Here is a 21882-nt window from a genome sequence, read left to right on the forward strand (position 1 = left end):
CTTTCGAAGATGCGGACACTGCAACCCGAGTCCTTTGCCCATGTCCGTGCGATTCCTTGCTGTCGTCCTGCTCGCCGCCCTCTCGGCCCCCTCCCGGGCGGAACCCCCTGTGTCCCTGGCGGCGCAGGCGAACGATCCCGCCACGCGGAGCGGCGCGGCTGCGCTGCTGCGCGCCCAGGTGCTGCTGGACCGCGCGCACTTTTCACCCGGGGAAATCGATGGCCTGTCCGGCTCCAACCAGCGGCGCGCGCTGCGGGGCTTCCAGGCCGCCAGGGGGCTGGACGTCACCGGCGAGCTCGACCAGGCCACGTGGAACGCCCTGAACGCAAACGCGGCGGCGGTGGTCACCGCGTACACGTTGACGGCCGAAGACGTCGGCCAGCGCTACATCCGCATTCCCGACGACATGATGGCGCAGGCAAAGCTGCCATCGCTGGGCTTCGCGTCGGTGCGCGAAGCCCTGGGCGAGCGCTTCCACGTTGCGCCGGCTCTGCTCGAACAACTGAATCCCGGCGTGGACTTCGCGCGGGCGGGTGCCCGGATACAGGTGCCGAACGTGGCCGATGTCGCCGCGCCGCCCAAGGCCGCCCGCGTGGTGATCGACAAGTCCGAGTCCACGCTTGCGTTGGCGGACGCCGCAGGCAAGGTCGTCGCGCAGTTTCCTGTGTCCTCCGGCAGCGACAAGGACCCGTTGCCACTGGGGGAGTGGAAGATCCTCGGCACCGCCGTCAATCCCACCTTCCACTACAACCCAGCCCTGTTCTGGGACGCGGATCCCTCCCATGCCAAGGCGACACTGCCTGCCGGCCCGAACAACCCGGTGGGCACGCGATGGATCGATCTTTCCAAGCCTCACTACGGACTGCACGGCACGCCCGAGCCGGCCACGGTGGGGAAGGCGCAATCCCATGGCTGCGTGCGGCTGACGAACTGGGACGTCGAGCGCGTCGCCGCCGCCGTCTCGCCCTCCACCGCCGTCGTGATGCAGGACTAGCATGAAGTACGTGCTGGGCCTGCTGCTGGTGGTGGCGCTGGGCGTGGTCGTCTGGAGCGGCATGGACATCGTGCCTACGCCGGCATCCGACCCGTCGCAGCCGGTTGCATCCGCCGGGGTGTCAACGTCCGCTGCGACTGCGACACCGGGTGCGGCCAATACGCCTGCAGTTTCTGTCGCAGGCACCGTCGCGCCTGCATCAGTGGCCCCCGTGCCTGGCGTCAGCAGCGACATGCCCGCGCCATCCGCGCTGCTGCTCCCGGTCCAGGGCATACGCGCGGCGGACCTCACCGATACCTTCACCGACGCACGCAGCGAAGGGCGCTCCCACGATGCCATCGACATCATGGCCGCCAAGGGCACCCCGGTCCTTGCCGTGGCCGATGGCCATGTGGAAAAACTCTTCACCAGCGAGCGCGGCGGCTTGACGATCTACCAGTTCGAGCCGACCGGCCGCTACGCCTACTACTACGCACACCTTGACCGGTATGCGGATGGATTGGCGGAAAAGCAGCAGATCCGCCGCGGGCAGGTGATCGGCTACGTAGGCGCCACGGGCAACGCGAGCCCCGATGCCCCCCACCTGCACTTCGCCATCTTCCTGCTTGGCCCCGAGAAGCAGTGGTGGAAGGGCAGCCCGGTCAATCCGTATCCGATCCTGACCGCGCAGCAAGCTCTTTGATCAGCGGCGTGGCCGCACCTTCCCGCCGCGCCGCGCTCCCACCAAGGTTGGCGGGGACCGTGGGGGATGCGGAGGGCAGCATGTCCGCGGTTCGAACCCGAGGCGGGTGCGAGCCCCAACCCACCGCGAATAGGTCCTGCTTTAGGTCTTAGGACATCACGACGGGGGCTTGCCGGTGATCGACGCCAGCCGAGGGCGCGGCTGCACCTGCGGGCGGCGCCGCGCGTCACCCGCACATGCTCTTGGGCCCACGGCGCTCGCGCGGATCAACCGGGACAGGTACTCTGGCCGCCGTTTCCGGATCCCTGTTTTCCTTTTGCCCTGGTCGGCGGAAGGCATTCGGCCATCGCAGACAAGTCAGCAACCATTGAAAGCAAGCCAACTCCAACTGAAAACAGACTGGCGCTTCGAAGAGAGCGAACAGCGGCGGCACTATGTCATCGAACCATGGCTCGACGGCCGGCGGGTGGGGCGCGCGCATGGCTGGTTCGAACCCGGCGGGAGCTTTGTGCTGGAGAAGATCGAGATCGATTCCAGGCAGCGCTCGCGCGGCTATGGAAGTACGGTGATCGAGCAACTGCGGCAGAAAGCGCGCGACAAGGGCTGCCACGAGCTTGTAATCAACAACGTGCGGTCCAGCAACCACCGTGCCATCGCGCTCTATGAGGCAATGGGTGCGAAGGCCGTCCCGCTGTCGGCAAGCCTCAGCGCGTTTGTCATTTCGCCGCCGTAGGTCTGGCCCTCCGATAGAGGGACACGTCGGGAGGACATCGCCTTCTTCCGGAAACGACAAGGCCCGCATCAGCGGGCCTTGTCATTACTGCGGCATCAATCAGCTCGTCAGCCTCACACCGCCTCGAACCGATTCTCCGCCACGTTCTTCCGCACCTTCGCCGGATCCCAGATCCGGCCGTTCATCGCGATGTACACCCCCGCCGGCAGCGACTGCACCGCGCCGATCGCGCAGCCGATGTTGAACTCCGCGTCGGAGCCGCGAAAGCGGGCCGGGCTGAGGGCGCCGGTCATGACGATGGTCTTGTCGGTGATCGAGGCGAGTACATGGCCCGTCTGCACCATGCTGTCGGTGCCGTGCGTCACCAGCACGTGCTTCGTCGGCTGCGCCGCGATGGTCGCGCGGATCAGTTCGCGGTCCTCGTCGGTGATGTGCAGCGAATCCTTGCGCAGGATCGGGATGACCGTGAAGCGGAACGTCACCCCCAGCTCGCGCAGGATCATGCCGATCTGCGGATCACCGATCTGGTAATCGGACTTGTCGTCGAAGTAGATCTTGTCGATCGTGCCACCGGTGGTGACGATCAGCAGCTCATCCATCTCAAAGCTCCTGCCGGCGCTCACGGCGCGCCTGGCGTTGGGTCCGGGGAAGTCAGGTCGTAGGGCTCGCCGTAGTGCTCGCAGATCGCTTCCAGCGCGGGCGACGGTGGGGCGACGACCACGCGATTATCGCCGTTTTGCCGCGTGAAGGTGCAGCGCACGTCGGTGACGTTCCCGTCCTCGTCCCCGCCGGCATCCACCTGCACCATCAGGTCCATGGTGTCGTACTCCAGCGGCAGCGCATGCGGCGCATCCAGCTTCCACAGATGGAATTCCCAGCTGCAGCAACTGCTGCGCCCGGCTTCCACCATCCAGCCTTCGATGACCTGCAGCTCGTAGTAGCCGCCGCTGAAGAAGTGCTGCAGCGTGCGCGTGGCCGGGTCGATCCGGTACACCTCGCCCTCGCAGTTCGGGCCGGCGCCGCACATGCCGCGGATCTCGACCTCGTGCATGCCGTCGCCGTCCACGTCGATCAGGTTGGCGTGGCCCATGCTGGTGTAGGCGACCTCCTGCGTCACCTCCCGCCGATCGCACACGCGGCCGCCATCGCAGGCCAGTGTGGCGACGTAGCGGCGCACTTCCGGGGAAACGCATTCGGTCTGCACCGTCAGCACGCTGCCGTCGCGGTTCTCGGCGCGGACGGCATCGGCCGGTTCGCACACCGCGTCCTGCGCCCACGCGCACGGCGCCAGCAGACAGAACAGCAGCGCCACGACGAAGCGCATCAGCCCTTCCTGCCGAACCGCTTCGCGAACGCCGGCCAACTGGTCGCCAGCACGATGCCGACGGACAGCACGATGCCGCCCCAGGCAAACGCTGCCTTCACTGGATCGGCCCACGCCACCATCACCGCGTGCGAAAACCAGAACAGCGCGAACACGCCGGCCCAGAACGCCGCCGTCCGCCGACGCGCCATCACCCCGATCATCAACAGGATCGGCGGCAGCGCGAACACCAGCAGCGCCAGCGTATACTGCCGGTCGCCCCAGAACCACACCGCATACAGGATGGCCAGCAGTTGCAGCAGGGCGGCGAGCAGCAGGCGTGAGCGGTCCATCAGCGCGTCTCCAGGCGACGGGCGATATCGGCGACGCGGCGACCGAGTGAGCGCGCGAGGGCGGCTTCTTCGTCGCTGGGCTGCGGATCATCGTCGCCGCCCGCCACGTGGCTGGCCCCATAGGGTGTGCCGCCCGTGCGCGTGGTGCTGAGCTGCGGCTCAGTGAACGGAATGCCGACGATCACGCAGCCGTGGTGCAACAGCGGCACCTGCATCGACAGCAGCGTGGATTCCTGCCCGCCGTGCTGGGTGGCGGTGGAGGTGAATACCGCCGCCGGCTTGCCGACCAGCGTGCCGCTGGCCCATTCCGCGCCCAGGCCATCGATGAAATGCTTGACGGGCGCGGCCATGTTGCCGAAGCGGGTGGGGCTGCCGAGGATCAGGCCCGCGCACTCGGCCAGGTCCTGCCTGTCCACGTAGGGCGCGCCTTCTTCGGGCACGGGCGGCGCGGCCTGCTGGGTCACGGCGGCGACCGGCGGCACGCTGCGCAGGCGCGCGGACATGCCGTCCACTTCGCCCACGCCACGCGCGATCTGCCGCGCCAGCCGCGCAACGGATCCGCCGCGGCTGTAGTAGAGCACCAGGATCTCGGGCATGGGGGCGTCTTCGTGGCGTGGAAGCGCCTAGTATCGGCGATGTCGCGCCCATGACGCATCGGTTACCCTTCCGCCCATGGAGCCCCTGGATTCGTTGAACCGCTGGACTGACCGCATGCGCGACCGCGCGCGCATGGGCACCTTCTTCCGCTTCCTGGCCAAGCGCTTCCTCGACGACCGGTTGTTCCAGGCCGCCGGTTCTCTGGCCTACACCACGCTGTTCGCGCTGGTGCCGCTGGCGATGGTGGTGTTCGGCGTACTGTCGGCGTTCCCGGTGTTCCAGGAATGGAGCGCGCAGCTGCGCGACTACATCTTCGCCAACTTCCTGCCCGGCGCGGCAGTCAGCCTGAAGGCGAAGCTCGATGGCTTCCTGGCCAACACCGGCAAGCTGACCGCGGTCGGCGTGATCGCGCTGGTGGTGTCGCTGCTCATCACGCTCAACAGCATCGAGGCGACCTTCAACCGCATCTGGCGCGTGCGCAGCGCGCGGCCGAAGCTGTCGCGCTTCCTGGTCTACTGGACGGTGCTGACGCTGGGCGCGCTGATGGCGGCGGCCTCACTGGCGCTGTCGGCACGCTTCTATGCGCTGCCCGTGTTCGCCACCAGCGGCGGCAAGTGGCTGCAGGCGCTGTCGCTGAGCGTGGCGCCGGTGTTGATCGAGCTGGCGGCCATCGTGGTGATCTACCGCGTGGTGCCGCACCGGACCATCAAGTGGCGCTATGCGGTGGCGGGCGCGTTGCTGGCGACCGTGCTGCTGGAACTGGCGAAGTGGGGCCTGGGCGTCTACCTGGGCAGCTTCAACGCGTACCAGAAGATCTACGGCGCGGTGGCGGCCGCTCCCATCCTGCTGCTGTGGATCTTCCTGTGCTGGGTGGCCGTGCTGCTGGGCGCGTCGCTCGCCTCCGGCATGGCCGCCTTCCGCTACCAGCCGGTCGCGCTGCGCCTGCCGCTGGGCTACGAGATCTATGGCCTGCTGCGCATGCTGGGCCGCTTCGCGCAGGCGCGCGAGAAGGGCAAGGGCCTGCACAGCGACCAGATCCTGGCGATGGAGCCGATGCTGACCGACTCGCTGATCCAGCAGATGCTGGCGCAGCTGGCCGAGATCGACCTGCTGCGCCGTGACGAAGAAGGCGAATGGCTTCTCGCACGCGACCTGGACGATCTGACGCTGTGCGACCTGTACGAAGCCTGCCAGCTGCGCATTCCCGTCGCCGAAGCACATCTTCCGTTCCACGACGACGCGCTGGGGCGCGCCGCACGCGTGGCGCTGGACGACCTGCGCGTGCCCTTGCGCGAGCTGTTGAAAAAGCGCGTCAGCGATCTGTTCGTCGATTCCCACCAGGAGCCTGCATGAAGCCCGTTTCTTCCCTGTCGCTGGCGGCCGTGTTGTTGCTGGCCGCGTGCAATGCCGGATCGGCGCCCGCCGAGGTGGCCGAACCGGCGATCGAGGCGCATGTGAAGGATGTCGACCCCGCTGCCGAAAAGCCGGCGGATCGCACGGTCGAGATCCCGACCCTGCAGGTGAAGACACTCGATGGCGCCGATTACACGCTGGCCGCGCACCGCGGCAAGTGGGTGGTGGTGAATTTCTGGGCGACCTGGTGCGCGCCCTGCCTGAAGGAAATGCCGGACCTGTCGGCGCTGGACAAGGACAACGCCCACATCGAGGTGATCGGGCTGGCGTACGAAGAGATCGAAGCCGACGACCTGAGGGCTTTCCTCGCGGAACGTCCGGTCGTGTATCCGATCGCCATCCTCGACGTGTACAACCCGCCGGCCGATTTCGCCACGCCGCGCGGCCTGCCGCTTACCTACCTGATCGCGCCGGACGGCAAGGTGGCCAAGCAGTTCCTCGGCCCGGTGACGGGCAAGGAGATCGAGGCGGCGATCGCCGCAGCGGGCGGACCGAAGGCCAAGGCCTGATGACGGCTGCGCGTTTCCTCGTCAGCGGCAAGGTGCAGGGCGTGTTCTTCCGCGCATCCACCCGCGAACGCGCGCTGGACCTGGGGCTGAGCGGGCGCGCGACCAACCTGCCGGATGGGCGCGTCGAGGTCGTCGCCGCAGGTGATGCGGCGGCACTCGATTTGCTGGAGGCATGGCTTCGCCTGGGGCCACCTGCCGCGCGCGTCGAATCGGTCGTGCGTGAGGCGTGGACGCGAGCGGTGAACGAAAACTTCGTCACCAGCTGACCGGGCAGGCACCAGCTGTAGCGTGCGCCATGCGCACGATCACGCACGTCGCCCGTGCGCATGGCGCACGCTACGCCAGGACGGCATTCCATCCTGTCGCAGGCTCACTCATTCAGGACCACCAGGCGACGGCTCGCTGGCGTCTTGCAGGCGCAACGCGCGCGCGGCCTGTTGCTCGTCCAGCGGCGGTGGGCGCGCGATCACGGTTTGCATGGGCTCCTTCCAGCCGGGAATCCTGCGGGCGCCGGCCTGGATGCCTTTCGCCGCGAGTCCGGCCAGTACCGGCACGATGCCGCCGTTCTTGCCCAACTGTTCCAGGCTGGTCGGCTCTTTCCAGCGCCGCTCGAACACCGTCGGCTCGACATCGACCGGATTCTCGAAGCGGTACAGGTCCACCACTTCCTCCGGCTCGGGCCTGACGACCAGCGTATCGAGGGTCGTGGCCTGGTCATCGTCGGTCGCCGCCGCGGCATCCTGCGCCATCGCGGGTGCGGCGACCAGCCACAGTGTGGCCATCAGTGTCCGGCGCACGATCAGTCGCCGCGCTGCGGCTTGATCGGCTTGAGCACGCTGTAGCGCTCCTTGTGCAGTTTGCCCTTCAAGGGAGGCAGGCCGAGGGGTTCGACCGGTACCCGGGTGTCGGGCAGGCGGTCGAGCAGGTCGCGCAGCAGGGTCAGCCGGCCCGCGCGCTGGTCGTTGAAATCCACCAGCGTCCACGGCGCATTCGTCGTGTGGGTGGCCTTGAGCATCGCTTCGCGCGCGGCGGTGTAGTCGGCGTACTTCTCGCGTGCCTTCAGGTCGATGGGGGACAGCTTCCAGCTCTTCAGCGGTTCTTCCGCGCGTTCGGCGAAGCGCTCTTCCTGCTGCGCCTGGTCCACGCACAGCCAGTACTTGAACAGCAGGATCCCGTCGTCGGTGATGCCGCGCTCGAACACCGGCGCCTGCTGAAGGAAGCGCTCGTACTGCTCATCGGTGCAGTAGCCCATCACCTTCTCGACGCCGGCCCGGTTGTACCAGCTGCGGTCGAACAGCACGATCTCGCCCGCCGCGGGCAGGTGCGAGATGTAGCGCTGGAAGTACCACTGCGTCGCTTCGCGTTCGCTCGGCTTGGGCAACGCCACCACGCGGCACTGGCGCGGATTGAGGTGTTCGGTGATCGCGCCGATCGCGCCGCCCTTGCCGGCGGTGTCGCGGCCTTCCATCACCACCACGATGCGCGCACCGCAGTGCGAGGCCCATCGCGCCATCGCGGCCAGTTCAAGCTGCAGCGGCTTGAGGCGGGCTTCGTAGTCCTTGCGCTTGAGCGGTTTCATCGCGGCATCCTGTGCGGTGGGGGAATCAGCGCTTGCGGCGCGGTTGTCCGGCCATGCTGCGCGCGACTTCGAGCAGTGCGCCCTGCTGGCGGGTGTTGAGCGCGCGGTAGGCGGCCAGTAGGTCGTGTTCGCCCTGCGTGCGCGCGGGGTCCAGCGTGGTCGCCAGTTCGGAGAGCAGCGCACCGGCCGGGACACCGAAGGCGCGCGCCAGGGCGGCGAGCTGGTCGCCGCCGGGCATCTTCTCGCCGGCGAGCCAGGATTTCACGGTTGCCACGCCGGCGCGCGGGATGGCGGCGGCAAGGTCGGCGGCGGTCAGGCCGCTGGCTTTGGCCAGCAGGCGCAGGGTGGCATCGAGTGACATGTCGGGTGCTCCTTGCTCATTCCTTCAGGCGGGGCCGCAGCGTGGCCAGGTTGCAGGGACGCGTGCGGGCATCCAGTTGGGCACGGATGATCTTCTCCCACGCCGTGCGACACGCCGAGGTGGAACCGGGCAGGCAGAAGATGAAGGTCTGGTTGGCCAGGCCGGCGAACGCGCGCGACTGCAACGACGACGTGCCGATTTCCTCGACGCTGACGTGCCGGAACAGCTCGCCGAAGCCGGGCATTTCCTTGTCCAGCAGCGGCAGCAGTGCTTCGGGCGTGGAGTCGCGGCCGGTGAAGCCGGTGCCGCCGGTGACCAGGATGCCGTCCACCGCGGGATCGGCGATCCACTGCGAGACCTGCGCGCGCAGGCGGTAGCGGTCGTCCGGCAGCAGTGCGCGTTCGTGCAGGCGGTGGCCTTCCTGCGCAAGGGCGTGGGCGAGGTAGTCGCCGGAGCGGTCCTCGGCGAGCGTGCGGCTGTCGGAGACGGTCAGCACGCAGAGGTGCAGCGGGATCAGGGTGTCGGCATGGCTCATGGCCGCAGGGTAGCGCAATCGCGGGTCAGTCGAGGGACAGGCGGAAGCGCAAGGTGCCTTCGTACGGCATCCAGCCCATCGCGCGATACAGCGCCTGCGCGGCGGCGTTGTCGTGGTCGGTTTCCAGTTCCAGCCGCAACGCGCCGTCGGCGCGGGCGAAATCGACGGCGGACGACAGCAATGCTCGGGCGACGCCGCTCCGGCGTGCGTCCGGCAGCACCAGCAGATCGTTGAGGATCCACACGTGCGCGGCGCTGACGGAGGAGAAGGCGGGGTAGAGCTGGGCAAAGCCGACGGCGTCGTCGTCGATGTGCGCCAGCAGGATCGCCGACTGGCCACGCGTCATGCGTGCCTGGATGAAGTCCCGCGCCAACGCCGGATCGGACTCTCTGCCGTAGAACTTGCGGTACTGGTCGAACAACGACGCGACCGTGTCAAGGTCGGCGAGTGTCGCGCGTCGGACGATCGGCGTCATGCCGCTTCCGTCAGACGCGCCAGTTCATCCGCCAGATGCTCGCGGCTGAGGCGGTCGATCAGTTCGTCCAGGTCGCCCTGGATGATGTTGGGCAGGTCGTACAGGGTGAGGCCGTCGACGCGATGGTCGGTGATGCGGCCCTGCGGGAAGTTGTAGGTGCGGATGCGCTGGCTGCGGTCGCCGCTGCCGACCTGCAGCTTGCGCGTCTCCGCCTGCGCGGCCTGTTGCTTGCTGCGCTCGGCATCCAGCAGCTGCGCTTTCAGCCGCTTCATCGCCTTGTCGCGGTTGGCGTGCTGGCTGCGCTCGGTCTGGCATTCCACCACCACGCCACTGGGCACGTGGGTGATGCGGATCGCCGACTCGGTCTTGTTGACGTGCTGCCCACCGGCGCCGGACGAGCGGAAGGTGTCCACCTTCAGGTCGGCGGGGTTGATGACGATGTCGTCCACCTCGTCCACGTCCGGGATGATCGCTACCGTCGCCGCCGACGTGTGGATGCGGCCCTGCGATTCGGTCTCGGGCACGCGCTGCACGCGGTGGGTGCCGGATTCGAACTTGAGCTTGGAATACGCGCCGCGGCCGACGACGCGCGCCACGATTTCCTTGTAGCCGCCGTGCTCGCCCGGGCTGTCGGATTCGATCTCCACCTTCCAGCCCTGGCGCTCGGCGTAACGCGCGTACATGCGGAACAGATCGCCGGCGAAGATCGCGGCTTCGTCGCCGCCGGTGCCGGCACGTACTTCAAGGAACAGGTTGCCGTCGTCGCGGTTGTCTTTCGGCAACAGCAACAGCATCAGTTCGTCATCCAGCTGCGCAAGGCGCTGGCGGGCTGCTTCGATCTCCTCGTCGGCCAGTTCGGCCAGTTCCGGGTCGTCGCGCATCGCCTGCGCAGCGGCGAGGTCGGCCTGCGCACGCTTCTCTTCCGCCATCGCGGTGGCGACAGGTTCCAGTTGGGAAAACTCGCGCGAGAAACTGCGGAAGCGGTCGCTGTCGCCGATCACGCCGGGGTCGGCGAGCAGGCGTTCGAGTTCTTCCCGGCGTTCGGCCAGCGCTTCGAGCTTACGGCGCAGCGTCGGCGTCATCGTCTTTCTTCACGTGGGAGCAGGGCGGCTGCGCCGGGAACAGGCGATCCGCGGCGCGCGTCAGTTCCGCATCGCCGCTCATCGCCGCCTCGCGCAGGGCGGCGGTCGGCGGATGCAGCAGGCGGTTGGTCAGTGTGTGGGCGAGGAACTCCAGTACCTGCTCGGGTTCCCGCCCGTTGGCGAGTTGCTGCCGCGCCTTCGCCAGCACGTCGTCGCGCGTGGTCTCGCCCAGCGCGCGCAGCCGCTTGAGCGGCTCCTGGCGGGAGCCGGCCAGCAGGCTCTCCATGAAACGGCCGACCTGTACGTCGATGATGGCTTCCGCGGCATCGGCGGCCTCGCGCCGGCTGCGGCGGTTGTCCTCGACCGCGCGCTCGAGGTCGTCGACGGTATAGAGGTAGGCGTCGCGCAATTCGGCCACGGATGCTTCGATATCCCGCGGCACAGCCAGGTCGAACAGCAGCATCGGCTTGTGCTTGCGCTTGGCCAGTGCGGCGGCCACCTGTGCCTGCAGCACGACCGGCTCGCGCGCGGCGGTGGCGGAGAAAACCACGTCGGCCTCGGCCAGGTGGCGTTCCAGTTCGGCCAGGGGCAGGGCGTAGCCGCCGTGGCGCGTGGCCAGTTCCTGCGCGTGCGCCAGCGTGCGGTTGGCGACCAGCAGGCGCCGCACCTTGCCTTCGCTCAGGTGCTTGGCGGCCAGTTCGATGGTTTCGCCGGCGCCGACCAGCAGCACGGTGGATTCGCTGAGACGGGCGAAGGAATTCTGCGCCAGGCGCACGGCGGTGGAGGCCACGGAAACGGGGTTCGCGCCGACGCGGGTATCGGTGCGCGCACGCTTGGCGACGGCGAAGGTCTGCTGGAACAGGCGGTCCAGGCGGTTGCCGAGCGCGCCGTGTTCGCGCGCCGTAGCCCAGGCGTCCTTCACCTGGCCGAGGATCTGCGGTTCGCCCAGCACCATCGAGTCCAGCCCGGTGGCGACCCGGAACAGGTGGCGGACGGCATCGGCGTCGCGGTGACGGTAGAGATAGCCTTCGAGCCCCTCGGCGTGGGTCGCCAGCCAGCTCGCCAGCACGTCACCGTCTTCCGCCACCGCGTACAGCTCGGTGCGGTTGCAGGTCGACAGCAGGGCGGCTTCCGCCACGTCGGGCAGCGCCCGCAGCGACGACAGCGCATGCGGCACCGTGCCGGCGTCGAACGCCACCCGCTCGCGCAGGTCGACCGGCGCAGTCTGGTGGTTCAATCCGAGGACCCACAACGTCATCGTTCAGGCGCTTGCAGTAAGCTGCTGGCTCATATCAGGGCCGCCATTTTACGGCCGACGTGACCTTCATGCCCGAAATGATTCGCAGCTGGTTCGCCCTGCTGGTCCTCGCGGCCGCGATACCGTCCGCCGCCGCAGCCACGACGACATCGCCGGCCGCCCCGCAGGACGACGCGCTGGCCACGGTGATGGCGGGGGAATTCGCCCTGCAGGCCGGCCAATTGCCCGAGGCCGCGCGCTGGTACCTCGATGCCGCCCGGCGCGACGACGACGCCGGCCTGGCCGAGCGCGCCACGCGCATCGCCCTGCTGGCCAAGGACGATGCCCGCGCAGCGGACGCGTTGAAGTTATGGCGGGCACGCTCGCCGAGGACGCTTGCCCTGCGTGGCGCGGAGGCCACGCTCGCCATGCGCCAGGGCCAGTCGCGCGTTGCGCGTCGCGAACTGGCGGCGCTGATGAAGGAAACCGATGACCTGGGCTGGCGCTACGCGCTGACCGCCCTGGGCAGCGGCAGCAAGGACCCGGCGCTGGCGCCGCGGCTGTTGCGGGAGCTGGTCGACGACGGCGCCATTCCCGACAAGCTGCAGCCGTGGCTGGCCTTCACCGGGCTCGCCCAGCAGCTGGACCAGGCCGCGCTGGCCGAGCGCATGGTCGGCGAGGTGGTGAAGCGCTTCTCCGGCGAGCCGCTGGTCGCGTTGCTGCAGGCCAGCCAACTGCTGCAGGCGGACCGCAAGGAGGAGGCGCGCGCGGTCCTCGACACGCTGCTGCCGAAGGCGGCCACCGATGCCGCCCTCCGGCTCAAGCTCGCGGAAGAGTACGACCGCCTCGGCGATCCGGCAGCCGCCTCCCGCGCCATGGGGCAGGGGCCGCAGGACACGCTGACCTACGGCCTGCGCGCGCAACTGCTGGCCAAGGCCGACGACAAGACCGCCCTCAACGCGCTTTACGAGGAGCTGAAGCAGGTCAGTGCAGGCCAGCCCACCGCGTACAGTCCGGACCGCAGGCTGTTGCTGGGCCAGATGGCCGAGTTCCTGGAGCGGCGCGAGGAAGCGCTCACCTGGTACCGCAGTGTCCCGGCCGGCGACCAGCGTGCCGAAGCCCGCTTGCGCGCCATCAAGGCCCTGTTCGACCTGGGTCGCAAGGACGACGCCTTCGCCGAGGCGCGTGCACTCCAGGGAGATGCGACGGTCGACGACGGCACGCGTCGCGACGCCTACCTGATGGAAGCCGAGTTGCGGCAGAAGGACGAACAGGACGCCGGCGAACTGGACGTGTTCGCGCGCGGACTGGCCGCGTACCCCGACGATCTGGCCCTGCTCTATTCGCGGGGCCTGGCCTGGGAGCGGCGCGACCGCATCGACCATGCCGAGGCCGACTTCCGCCGCATCCTTGTGATCGAGCCGGACAACGTGGCGGCGCTGAATGCGCTGGGATACACGCTCGCCGATCGCACCACGCGCTACCAGGAGGCGCTGGAGCTGATCGGCCGGGCGCGTACCGCGGCGCCGGATGATGCCGCCATCATCGACAGCTACGGCTGGGTGCTGTACCGGCTGGGCCGCAACGCGGAGGCGCTGGTCGAGCTGAGGCGCGCGTTCACGCTGCAGAAGGACCCCGAAATCGCCGCGCACGTGGCTGAAGTGCTGTGGGTGATGGGGCAGAAGGAGGAAGCGCGCCGTTACTTCGACGAGGCCCGCAAGCTCGACCCCGACAACCGCTCGCTGCTGCGGGCGCTGGAGAAGACAGGCGCATGAAGGTTTCAGGATTCCTGCTGGCGGGGCTGGCGGGGCTGGCGGCCCTGTCGATGGCCGGCTGTGCGACGCGCAGCGCCACGGTGGACTCACCGGTCCTGCGCGACCCGGCGGCCCTGGCGGCCGCACAGGCCGGACAGGCGACGCGTGCTGCGTGGCTGGCTTCGCAAGCGGACTGGTCGTTTGCCGGACGCGTGGCCGTCAACGCCAACGGCAAAGGGGGCAGCGGCCGCATCGACTGGCAGCAGACCGGCACGGACTATCTCGTCGCGCTGAGCGCGCCGGTGACCCGTCAGAGCTGGCGGCTGGACGGCGACCTGGTGACCCGCGCCGCACGGCTGGAGGGACTCGAGGGCGGGCCGCGCGAAGGTGCCGATGCCGACCGGCTGTTGCGCGACGCCACGGGCTGGGACATTCCGGTCGCGTCGATGGTGCACTGGGCCCGCGGTGTCGCCGATCCCGCCGTTTCCATCGATGGCGTGGAGTACGACATCGAGGGTCGCCTGCGCACCCTGACCCAGCAGGGGTGGCGCGTGGATTACCTGGACTGGTTTCCGGCCGAGGGTGCCCGCCCGATCATGCCGCGTCGCATGGAGGCCCGGCGACAGGGCGCCTCGGTGAAGGTCGCCATCGATCAGTGGCAGTTGGCGACGCAGTGAGCGCATTCCCGGCTGCGGAAGGCTGGTCGGTCTGGCCGGCGCCGGCCAAGCTCAACCTGGCCCTGCAGATCACCGGCCGGCGTGTGGACGGTTACCACCTCCTGCAGACGGTCTTCCGGCTGCTGGAGTGGGGCGATCAGGTCCACCTGCGGTGCCGTGGAGATGGCCGGGTTTGCCGGATCGGTGAGTCCGTTCCCGGCGTTCCGGAGGCGGATGACCTCGTTGTCCGCGCGGCCAACCTATTGAAAAATGAAGCCAATGTCGCGCAAGGTGTAGACATCGGAGTGGAAAAGCGCATTCCCGCTGGGGGTGGGTTCGGTGGTGGATCTTCCGACGCGGCGACGGTGCTGGTGGCGCTGGACCGACTATGGGGGTGCAATCTGGGCATGGACCGCCTGGCGGCACTGGGCCTTCGGCTGGGGGCCGACGTGCCCGTCTTCGTCCGCGGCGAGAATGCTTGGGCGGAAGGCGTGGGCGAGGTCCTGACGCCGTTGGCGCTTCCCCCCGCCTGGTACCTGCTGGTGGATCCCGGCGTCCATGTGCCTACGGCGGCCCTGTTCGCATCGCCGCATTTGACGCGTGATGCTGCACCCGCGAAAATATCCGACTTCGTTTCGGGATCACTGCTCGGCAACGTGTTCGAGCCGGTCGTGCGTCGCCGGGAGCCTGCCATCGAGGCGGTCTTCCAGGCCCTGTCGCACGTCGGTACGCCACGATTGACGGGTTCCGGCGGCGGCTGCTTCGTGGAGTTCGCCGATCGGGACTCGGCCGAGGCCGCGCTGGCGACCTTGCCGTCCGGGCTGCATGCCTGGGTGGTGGAGGGCGCCGCGCGATCGCCACTGCTGCGCGCGCTGGCATCGTGTCGCGGGACGGAGAAAAACGCCTAGGGGCGTCGCCAAGTGGTTAAGGCACCGGGTTTTGATCCCGGCATTCGTAGGTTCGAATCCTTCCGCCCCTGCCAATTCACCCGTGTCACGCTGCGCCTGCCGAGACGACCCATGCAAGACGAACGCAACCTGCTTGTCTTCTCCGGCAACGCCAACAAGCCGTTGGCGAACAGCATCTGCCGCGAGTTGGGCGTGCGTCCGGGCAAGGCGCTGGTGTCCCGCTTCTCGGATGGCGAAGTCCAGGTCGAGATCCAGGAAAACGTCCGCCGGCAGGAAGTGTTCGTCGTGCAGCCCACGTGCGCGCCGAGTGCCGAGAACCTGGTGGAACTGCTGGTCCTGATCGACGCGCTGAAGCGCGCATCGGCCAGCAGCGTCACCGCGGTGGTGCCGTATTTCGGCTACGCCCGCCAGGATCGCCGCATGCGCTCTTCGCGCGTGCCGATCACGGCGAAGGTGGCGGCGAAGATGTTCGGTGCGGTCAGCGCGGATCGCGTGCTGACGGTCGACCTGCACGCCGACCAGATCCAGGGCTTCTTCGATATCCCGGTCGACAACGTGTACGCGTCGCCGCTACTGCTGGCCGACATCTGGCGTGCCTACGGCACGGAAAACCTGCTGGTCGTGTCGCCTGACGTGGGTGGCGTGGTCCGCGCCCGTGCGGTGGCCAAGCGCCTGGACGACGCCGACCTGGCGATCATCGACAAGCGCCGCCCGCGCGCCAACGTCGCCACGGTGATGAACATCATCGGCGACGTGGAAGGCAAGGACTGCGTGCTGGTGGACGACATCGTCGACACCGCCGGCACGCTCTGCGCCGCGGCCGCGGCACTGAAGCAGCACGGTGCCAACAAGGTGGCGGCGTACTGCACCCACCCCGTGCTGTCCGGCCCGGCGGTGGACAACTTGAACAATTCGGTGCTCGATGAACTCGTCGTCACCGATACCATCCCGCTCTCGCCGCAGGCGCAGGGATGCAGCAAGATCCGCCAGCTGTCTGTGGCGGAACTGCTGGCGGAAACGATCCGCCGCATCGCCTTCGGCGAGTCGGTCAGTTCGCTGTACGTGGATTGAGTCTCCGCTGCGCCCCGGTTCACCGGTGCGCGGCTTTCCGGGTTCATCTGGTCGCGGGTGAACCTTTCATCAGATCGCCGAAGGGCGGTCCAACAACTAGGTAGTGAATCCAATGGCTAAGACGCATGAAATCAAGGTCGAGCGCCGCGAAGACGAGGGTAAGGGTGCGAGCCGCCGCCTCCGTCACGCGGGCGCCGTGCCTGCCATCGTTTACGGTGGCGAACTGAAGCCGGTCAGCATCCAGCTGAACCATAACGAAGTCTGGCTGGCCTCCCAGCACGACTGGTTCTACTCGTCGATCCTGGACCTGAGCCTCAACGGCGACATCCAGAAGGTGCTGCTGCGTGACATGCAGCGCCATCCGTTCAAGCAGCAGATCATGCACCTGGACTTCCAGCGCGTGAACGAGAACGAGACGCTGCGCACCGCAGTGCCGCTGCACTTCCTCAACGAAGACAAGTCGCCGGCCGGCAAGTCCGCCGAAGTCGTCGTCACCCACGAGCTGAACGAAGTCGTCGTCGAGTGCCTGCCGAAGGACCTGCCGGAATTCATCGAGATCGACCTGGCCGACCTGGCCATCGGCGCGGTGGTCCACCTGTCGGAAGTGAAGCTGCCGGCCGGCGTCACCATTCCCGAACTGAAGCTGGGCAAGGAACACGACGTCGCCGTCGTGATCGCCAAGCACGGCAAGGAAGAGGTCGAGGAAGCGCCGGCGGAATCGGCGGAAGTGCCGGCGTCCAAGGTCGCCAAGAAGGACGACAAGTAATCGCGTGATCCTGCGCCCGCTTCGGCGGGCGCAGGTGCGCGGTGCGTCCCCATGGCAGGCTTGCGCCTCATCGTCGGACTGGGCAATCCCGGTGCCGAACATGCCCGAACCCGGCACAACGCCGGGTTCCATTTTGTCGACGCCCTGGCGGAACGGCAGGGTGAGCGGTTCGGTCTGGACAGCAAGCTGTTCGGCGAGACGGCGAAGGTCTTGGTCGCCGGCCAGCCGGTGTGGCTGCTGAAGCCGGCCACGTACATGAACCTCAGCGGCAAGTCCGTGGCAGCTGCTCTGCGCTTCTGGAAGATCGCGCCGGAGGAGGCCTTGCTGGCGCACGACGAACTGGATCTTCCCCCCGGTGCCGCGCGACTCAAGTTCGATGGCGGTCACGGCGGCCAGAACGGCCTGCGCGACACCATCCAGCACCTGGGCCATGGCAAGTTCCACCGGCTGCGCATCGGCATCGGCCATCCGGGGCACAAGGACCGCGTGACGGGCTGGGTATTGGGCAAGCCGGGCAAGGATGACGAAATCCTGATCGCGCGGGCGGTCGACGATGCCATCGACGTGCTGCCGCTCGCGGTCGCGGGCAATTTCATGTATGCGATGACGCGGTTGCATACGAAGAAGCCGTGATTGGTGATTGGTGATTTACAGGCGCGCAGCTGGCCGCGAATCACCAATCACGAATCACGAATCCCGGATGTACACATGGGCATCAAATGCGGCATCGTCGGCCTGCCGAACGTCGGCAAGTCGACCCTGTTCAATGCGCTGACCAAGGCGGGCATCGCCGCGGCCAACTTCCCGTTCTGCACCATCGAGCCGAATGTGGGCGTGGTGCCGGTTCCCGACCTGCGCCTCAACCAGCTGGCCGAGATCGTCAAGCCGCAGAAGGTGATCCCGACGGCGGTGGAGTTCGTGGATATCGCCGGCCTGGTCGCAGGCGCAGCCAGCGGAGAAGGCCTCGGCAACAAGTTCCTGGCCCACATCCGCGAGGTCGATGCGATCACGCACGTGGTGCGCTGCTTCGAGAACGATGACGTCATCCACGTCAACAACCGGATCGATCCGATTTCGGATATCGACACCATCGACACCGAGCTGGCCCTGGCCGACCTGGAGAGCGTGGAAAAGGCGCTGAACCGCGCCGAACGCTCGGCCAAGGCGGGCGAGAAGGATGCGATCGCCCGCAAGCCGGTGCTCCAGAAGCTGCAGGCGGGCCTCAACGACGGCAAGCCCGGCCGCGCGCTGGGCCTGGACGAGGAGGAGAAGGCGCTGGTCCGCGACCTGTTCCTGCTGACCCTGAAGCCGGTGATGTACGTGGCCAACGTGCTGGAGGACGGGTTCGAGAACAACCCGCACCTCGAGGCCGTGCGTGCCCGTGCCCTGACCGAGGGTGCCCAGGTGGTTCCGGTGTCGGCCGCCATCGAAGAGGAGCTGTCGCAGCTGGACGATGCCGACCGCGATGCTTTCCTGGCCGACCTCGGCTTGGACGAGCCGGGCCTGAATCGGGTGATCCGGGCCGCCTACACGCTTCTGGGCCTGCAGACCTACTTCACCGCAGGCGTGAAGGAGGTGCGTGCCTGGACGGTGCGGGCCGGTTCAACCGCCCCCCAGGCCGCGGCGGTGATCCACACGGACTTCGAGAAGGGATTCATCCGCGCCGAGACCATCGCGTTCGACGACTTCCTCAAGTACAAGGGTGAGTCGGGTGCCCGCGATGCCGGCCGCCTCCGGCTGGAAGGCAAGGAATATCGCGTGCAGGAAGGTGATGTCCTGCATTTCCGGTTCAATGTCTGAGAAAAAAGTGGTGCGGGCGCGTTGACAGACGGTCGAGTACCCGCCAAAATCTCGGGCTGTTTCACCCTGGTTTGATTTGGCCCTCCAGCCCAGTCAGTCCGGTGATCCCGGAGGGATACCCAAGCGGCCAACGGGGGCAGACTGTAAATCTGCTGGCTTACGCCTTCGGTGGTTCGAATCCACCTCCCTCCACCAGTTTTCGTTGTTGTTTCGCGTTGTAGTGGTCTCCCGGTGCGGGAGTAGTTCAATGGTAGAACTGTAGCCTTCCAAGCTACTAGCGCGGGTTCGATTCCCGTCTCCCGCTCCACTGAACACCTGCGCAGGACCTGCGGCAATCCAGGCAGCACAACCGTTTCACGCTCACGTAGCTCAGTCGGTAGAGCACCTCCTTGGTAAGGAGGAGGTCGAAGGTTCGATTCCTTTCGTGAGCACCACTTCCATCCATTGATCCACTCGAGAACCAGCAGCCATGGCAAAGGGTAAGTTCGAACGCACCAAGCCCCACGTTAACGTGGGCACGATTGGTCACGTTGACCACGGCAAGACGACGCTGACGGCGGCGCTGACGAAGATCGGCGCGGAGCGTTTCGGTGGCGAGTTCAAGGCCTATGACGCGATCGACGCGGCGCCGGAAGAGAAGGCGCGCGGCATCACGATCTCCACGGCCCACGTGGAATATGAATCCGCTTCGCGCCACTACGCGCACGTGGATTGCCCGGGCCACGCCGACTACGTGAAGAACATGATCACCGGTGCTGCCCAGATGGACGGCGCGATCCTGGTGTGCTCGGCCGCCGACGGCCCGATGCCGCAGACGCGCGAGCACATCCTGCTGTCGCGCCAGGTGGGCGTGCCGTACATCGTCGTGTTCCTGAACAAGGCCGACATGGTGGACGACGCCGAGCTGCTGGAGCTGGTGGAGATGGAAGTCCGCGAGCTGCTGAGCAAGTACGAGTTCCCGGGCGACGACACCCCGATCATCTCGGGCTCGGCCCGCCTGGCGCTGGAAGGCGACCAGAGCGAGATCGGCGTGCCGGCGATCCTGAAGCTGGTCGATGCGCTGGACACCTGGATCCCGACCCCGGAGCGTGACGTCGACAAGCCGTTCTTGATGCCGGTGGAAGACGTGTTCTCGATCTCGGGCCGCGGCACCGTGGTGACCGGCCGTATCGAGCGCGGCGTGATCAAGGTGGGCGAGGAAATCGAGATCGTCGGTATCCGTCCGACCCAGAAGACCACGGTCACGGGCGTGGAAATGTTCCGCAAGCTGCTGGACCAGGGCCAGGCGGGCGACAACGCCGGTCTGCTGCTGCGCGGCACCAAGCGTGACGACGTTGAGCGTGGCCAGGTGCTGGCCAAGCCGGGTTCGATCACCCCGCACACCGAGTTCGAAGCCGAAGTCTACGTGCTGAGCAAGGACGAAGGCGGCCGTCACACCCCGTTCTTCAAGGGCTACCGTCCGCAGTTCTACTTCCGCACGACCGACATCACCGGTGCGGTGACGCTGCCGGAAGGCGTGGAAATGGTCATGCCGGGCGACAACATCAAGATGGTGGTCACCCTGATCAACCCGGTGGCGATGGACGAAGGCCTGCGTTTCGCGATCCGCGAAGGCGGCCGTACGGTCGGCGCCGGCGTGGTGGCCAAGATCATCAAGTGACGTCCTGATCCGGACGGGCCAGCCCGTCCGGCTTCCTTGGGCCGTCATTCCCGCGCAGGCGGGGATCCAGCGCCTGATGAAGCGACAAGGGCGGACCGGAACCTCGGTCCGCCTTCGCCGTCTAAGGGAAGGTTGTAGCTGTATCGATACGCCAGTAGCTCAATTGGCAGAGCAGCGGTCTCCAAAACCGCAGGTTGGGGGTTCGAGTCCCTCCTGGCGTGCCACTTCCTTCCTCGCGGAGTACGGGTCTACCGTGCTTCCCTCGAGCTAAAGAGCGACAACTGACTTGAACAGCAAGGTCGAACAATCCAAAGCCGGCACGCCTGCCGCCGACATCGCCAAGTACGTCCTGGCACTGGCGCTGGTCGTCGGTGGTCTGGTGGCATGGTGGTGGTTCAATGGGCAGTGGGCCACGCCGTTGCGCTCGCTGGCCGTCGTGGCCGGGTTGGTGTTGGGTGCGCTGGTGTTCCTGCAGACGGGCAAGGGGCGCGATACCCGTGAATTCCTGTCCGAGTCCCGATTCGAACTGCGCAAGGTCGTCTGGCCGACGCGCGAAGAAGCAACCCGAACGACGTGGGTCGTCATTGTGGTGGTGATCCTGCTCAGCCTGATCCTGGCGGGTTTCGACTTCACCATCCAGTGGGCGATCGAGAAGTTCCTGAATTTTGGTCGTTGAGGAGAGTGCCGCAGTGAAGCGTTGGTATGTCGTCCATGCCTATTCGGGCTTCGAGAAGTCGGTGGCCCAGGCCCTGCGCGATCGCATCGTCCGCGACGGCATGCAGGAGAAGTTCGGCGACGTCCTCGTCCCGACCGAAGAGGTCGTGGAGATGCGCTCCGGCCAGAAGCGCCGTTCCGAGCGCAAGTTCTTCCCCGGTTATGTGCTGGTCCAGATCGAGACCCATGACGACGGCGGCATCCCGCGCATGGACAATGAAAGCTGGCACCTGGTGAAGGACACCTCCAAGGTGCTCGGCTTCATCGGTGGCACCGCCGATCGTCCGCTGCCCATCCGCGACGAAGAGGCGGCCGCCATCCTGGATCGCGTGCAGGAAGGTGTCGAGAAGCCCAAGCCCAAGGTGCTGTTCGAGCCGGGCGAGATGGTCCGTGTCACCGACGGTCCGTTCAACGACTTCAACGGCGTGGTCGAGGAAGTCAATTACGAGAAGAGCCGCCTGCGCGTGGCGGTGTTGATCTTCGGCCGTTCCACCCCGGTGGAGCTGGAATTCGGACAGGTCGAGAAGGCCTGATCCGGCGGCCGGGCCCGCTCGAGCGGGTCCGCCAAAACCCTGTTATACTGCGCGGCTCCCTGAACGGCTGGCCGGGCAGGAGCCATGGCCGCCTTCGGGTGGCCATTGGCGCGTTCGAGATACGCGATGCCGGGACGCGTGATTTTCCCGGTCCGATGGGGAGCCTT

27 protein-coding genes and 5 tRNA genes are annotated in these 21882 nt (G+C 67.3%); 21 read left to right on the forward strand and 11 right to left on the reverse strand.

Going from position 1 to position 21882, the window contains the following annotated elements; all coding sequences use genetic code 11:
- The first annotated feature begins 40 nt into the window (after window positions 1-40).
- The 3 genes from ACSQ19_RS11840 to ACSQ19_RS11850 all read left to right on the forward strand — a co-directional run bounded on the left by ACSQ19_RS11840 (window position 41) and on the right by ACSQ19_RS11850 (window position 2409).
- Window positions 41-994 carry a L,D-transpeptidase family protein gene (locus ACSQ19_RS11840; protein WP_435997187.1) on the forward strand — a complete coding sequence of 318 codons (954 nt, stop codon included), beginning with the start codon at window positions 41-43 and terminating at the stop codon, window positions 992-994.
- A 1-nt stretch (window position 995) separates the two neighbouring features.
- Window positions 996-1676: a M23 family metallopeptidase gene (locus tag ACSQ19_RS11845; protein ID WP_435997189.1), complete on the forward strand. Its 681-nt coding sequence runs from the start codon at window positions 996-998 to the stop codon at window positions 1674-1676.
- 175 nt (window positions 1677-1851) lie between these two features.
- Window positions 1852-2409, forward strand: a complete 558-nt coding sequence (locus tag ACSQ19_RS11850; protein ID WP_436000969.1) for a GNAT family N-acetyltransferase — start codon at window positions 1852-1854, stop codon at window positions 2407-2409.
- Between the two features lie 113 nt (window positions 2410-2522).
- Here ACSQ19_RS11850 and ACSQ19_RS11855 read toward each other — a convergent pair whose 3' ends face one another.
- From ACSQ19_RS11855 to wrbA, 4 genes are read right to left on the reverse strand one after another with little or no spacing between them, the layout of a single operon-like run.
- The gene (locus ACSQ19_RS11855) at window positions 2523-3008 is read right to left on the reverse strand and encodes an asparaginase domain-containing protein (RefSeq protein ID WP_296282020.1); all 486 of its coding nucleotides are present in this window, start codon (window positions 3006-3008) and stop codon (window positions 2523-2525) included.
- A gap of 20 nt (window positions 3009-3028) precedes the next feature.
- Window positions 3029-3733, reverse strand: a complete 705-nt coding sequence (locus tag ACSQ19_RS11860) for a hypothetical protein (RefSeq protein ID WP_435997191.1) — start codon at window positions 3731-3733, stop codon at window positions 3029-3031.
- Window positions 3733-4065 (reverse strand): DUF2069 domain-containing protein, encoded by a 333-nt coding sequence (locus ACSQ19_RS11865; RefSeq protein ID WP_435997193.1) that lies wholly within the window; start codon window positions 4063-4065, stop codon window positions 3733-3735. Before ACSQ19_RS11865 ends, ACSQ19_RS11860 begins: the two co-directional genes overlap by 1 nt.
- On the reverse strand, window positions 4065-4661 hold the full coding sequence (gene wrbA / locus ACSQ19_RS11870) for an NAD(P)H:quinone oxidoreductase (RefSeq protein ID WP_435997195.1): 597 nt from the start codon (window positions 4659-4661) through the stop codon (window positions 4065-4067). The genes ACSQ19_RS11865 and wrbA overlap by 1 nt, the downstream gene beginning before the upstream one ends.
- Window positions 4662-4737: 76 nt before the next feature.
- Here wrbA and ACSQ19_RS11875 point away from each other — a divergent pair, with 76 nt between their 5' ends.
- From ACSQ19_RS11875 to ACSQ19_RS11885, 3 genes are read left to right on the forward strand one after another with little or no spacing between them, the layout of a single operon-like run.
- Window positions 4738-6015: a YihY family inner membrane protein gene (locus ACSQ19_RS11875; protein ID WP_296282013.1), complete on the forward strand. Its 1278-nt coding sequence runs from the start codon at window positions 4738-4740 to the stop codon at window positions 6013-6015.
- On the forward strand, window positions 6012-6584 hold the full coding sequence (locus ACSQ19_RS11880; RefSeq protein WP_435997198.1) for a TlpA family protein disulfide reductase: 573 nt from the start codon (window positions 6012-6014) through the stop codon (window positions 6582-6584). The genes ACSQ19_RS11875 and ACSQ19_RS11880 overlap by 4 nt, the downstream gene beginning before the upstream one ends.
- Window positions 6584-6850 carry an acylphosphatase gene (locus tag ACSQ19_RS11885; RefSeq protein ID WP_299340974.1) on the forward strand — a complete coding sequence of 89 codons (267 nt, stop codon included), beginning with the start codon at window positions 6584-6586 and terminating at the stop codon, window positions 6848-6850. Before ACSQ19_RS11880 ends, ACSQ19_RS11885 begins: the two co-directional genes overlap by 1 nt.
- A gap of 108 nt (window positions 6851-6958) precedes the next feature.
- On the opposite strand, the gene ACSQ19_RS11890 is transcribed toward ACSQ19_RS11885, so the two are convergent.
- The 7 genes from ACSQ19_RS11890 to hemA are packed head-to-tail and all read right to left on the reverse strand — an operon-like array spanning window position 6959 to window position 11874.
- Window positions 6959-7366, reverse strand: a complete 408-nt coding sequence (locus ACSQ19_RS11890) for a hypothetical protein (protein WP_436040785.1) — start codon at window positions 7364-7366, stop codon at window positions 6959-6961.
- Window positions 7367-7383: 17 nt separating this feature from the next.
- Window positions 7384-8163 (reverse strand): polyphosphate kinase 2, encoded by a 780-nt coding sequence (gene ppk2 / locus ACSQ19_RS11895; protein WP_435997203.1) that lies wholly within the window; start codon window positions 8161-8163, stop codon window positions 7384-7386.
- 25 nt (window positions 8164-8188) lie between these two features.
- A complete protein-coding gene (locus ACSQ19_RS11900; protein WP_296282006.1) occupies window positions 8189-8524 on the reverse strand; it encodes a helix-turn-helix domain-containing protein in 336 nt (111 codons plus the stop codon).
- 16 nt (window positions 8525-8540) lie between these two features.
- Complete coding sequence (gene moaB, locus ACSQ19_RS11905; protein ID WP_435997205.1) at window positions 8541-9059, reverse strand: molybdenum cofactor biosynthesis protein B; 519 nt, start codon at window positions 9057-9059, stop codon at window positions 8541-8543.
- 25 nt (window positions 9060-9084) lie between these two features.
- Window positions 9085-9534 (reverse strand): N-acetyltransferase family protein, encoded by a 450-nt coding sequence (locus ACSQ19_RS11910; protein ID WP_435997207.1) that lies wholly within the window; start codon window positions 9532-9534, stop codon window positions 9085-9087.
- Entirely contained in the window at window positions 9531-10616 is a 1086-nt protein-coding gene (prfA, locus tag ACSQ19_RS11915) for a peptide chain release factor 1 (protein WP_435997209.1), read from the reverse strand. Before prfA ends, ACSQ19_RS11910 begins: the two co-directional genes overlap by 4 nt.
- A complete protein-coding gene (hemA, locus tag ACSQ19_RS11920) occupies window positions 10594-11874 on the reverse strand; it encodes a glutamyl-tRNA reductase (RefSeq protein ID WP_435997211.1) in 1281 nt (426 codons plus the stop codon). Before hemA ends, prfA begins: the two co-directional genes overlap by 23 nt.
- Window positions 11875-11942: 68 nt before the next feature.
- Between hemA and ACSQ19_RS11925 the strand changes: the two genes are divergently transcribed.
- The 15 genes from ACSQ19_RS11925 (at window position 11943) to nusG (ending at window position 21715) form a co-directional block, all read left to right on the forward strand.
- The gene (locus ACSQ19_RS11925) at window positions 11943-13628 is read left to right on the forward strand and encodes a hypothetical protein (protein WP_435997213.1); all 1686 of its coding nucleotides are present in this window, start codon (window positions 11943-11945) and stop codon (window positions 13626-13628) included.
- On the forward strand, window positions 13625-14284 hold the full coding sequence (gene lolB, locus ACSQ19_RS11930) for a lipoprotein insertase outer membrane protein LolB (RefSeq protein ID WP_435997215.1): 660 nt from the start codon (window positions 13625-13627) through the stop codon (window positions 14282-14284). The genes ACSQ19_RS11925 and lolB overlap by 4 nt, the downstream gene beginning before the upstream one ends.
- Window positions 14281-15171 carry a 4-(cytidine 5'-diphospho)-2-C-methyl-D-erythritol kinase gene (gene ispE / locus ACSQ19_RS11935; RefSeq protein ID WP_435997217.1) on the forward strand — a complete coding sequence of 297 codons (891 nt, stop codon included), beginning with the start codon at window positions 14281-14283 and terminating at the stop codon, window positions 15169-15171. Before lolB ends, ispE begins: the two co-directional genes overlap by 4 nt.
- Window positions 15170-15245 (forward strand) — tRNA-Gln (locus ACSQ19_RS11940). The genes ispE and ACSQ19_RS11940 overlap by 2 nt, the downstream gene beginning before the upstream one ends.
- Window positions 15246-15282: 37 nt before the next feature.
- The gene (locus ACSQ19_RS11945) at window positions 15283-16242 is read left to right on the forward strand and encodes a ribose-phosphate diphosphokinase (protein WP_055940747.1); all 960 of its coding nucleotides are present in this window, start codon (window positions 15283-15285) and stop codon (window positions 16240-16242) included.
- Window positions 16243-16354: 112 nt separating this feature from the next.
- Window positions 16355-17008 carry a 50S ribosomal protein L25/general stress protein Ctc gene (locus ACSQ19_RS11950; protein ID WP_435997219.1) on the forward strand — a complete coding sequence of 218 codons (654 nt, stop codon included), beginning with the start codon at window positions 16355-16357 and terminating at the stop codon, window positions 17006-17008.
- Window positions 17009-17059: 51 nt separating this feature from the next.
- Window positions 17060-17641 (forward strand): aminoacyl-tRNA hydrolase, encoded by a 582-nt coding sequence (gene pth / locus ACSQ19_RS11955; protein WP_435997221.1) that lies wholly within the window; start codon window positions 17060-17062, stop codon window positions 17639-17641.
- A 75-nt stretch (window positions 17642-17716) separates the two neighbouring features.
- Window positions 17717-18808 (forward strand): redox-regulated ATPase YchF, encoded by a 1092-nt coding sequence (ychF, locus tag ACSQ19_RS11960; RefSeq protein ID WP_296281985.1) that lies wholly within the window; start codon window positions 17717-17719, stop codon window positions 18806-18808.
- 109 nt (window positions 18809-18917) lie between these two features.
- Window positions 18918-19003 (forward strand) — tRNA-Tyr (locus tag ACSQ19_RS11965).
- 38 nt (window positions 19004-19041) lie between these two features.
- Window positions 19042-19115, forward strand: a tRNA-Gly gene (locus tag ACSQ19_RS11970).
- A 51-nt stretch (window positions 19116-19166) separates the two neighbouring features.
- Window positions 19167-19242: transfer RNA gene (locus ACSQ19_RS11975), tRNA-Thr, on the forward strand.
- A 35-nt stretch (window positions 19243-19277) separates the two neighbouring features.
- Window positions 19278-20468, forward strand: a complete 1191-nt coding sequence (gene tuf / locus ACSQ19_RS11980; RefSeq protein ID WP_192272445.1) for an elongation factor Tu — start codon at window positions 19278-19280, stop codon at window positions 20466-20468.
- A 148-nt stretch (window positions 20469-20616) separates the two neighbouring features.
- A tRNA-Trp gene (locus ACSQ19_RS11985) sits at window positions 20617-20692 on the forward strand.
- Between the two features lie 62 nt (window positions 20693-20754).
- On the forward strand, window positions 20755-21144 hold the full coding sequence (gene secE, locus ACSQ19_RS11990; RefSeq protein WP_296282930.1) for a preprotein translocase subunit SecE: 390 nt from the start codon (window positions 20755-20757) through the stop codon (window positions 21142-21144).
- Between the two features lie 13 nt (window positions 21145-21157).
- Entirely contained in the window at window positions 21158-21715 is a 558-nt protein-coding gene (nusG, locus tag ACSQ19_RS11995) for a transcription termination/antitermination protein NusG (protein WP_296282929.1), read from the forward strand.
- The last annotated feature ends 167 nt before the right edge of the window (window positions 21716-21882 follow it).

This window comes from Pseudoxanthomonas sp. LjRoot127, from assembly GCF_964253495.1.
Lineage (GTDB): Bacteria > Pseudomonadota > Gammaproteobacteria > Xanthomonadales > Xanthomonadaceae > Pseudoxanthomonas_A.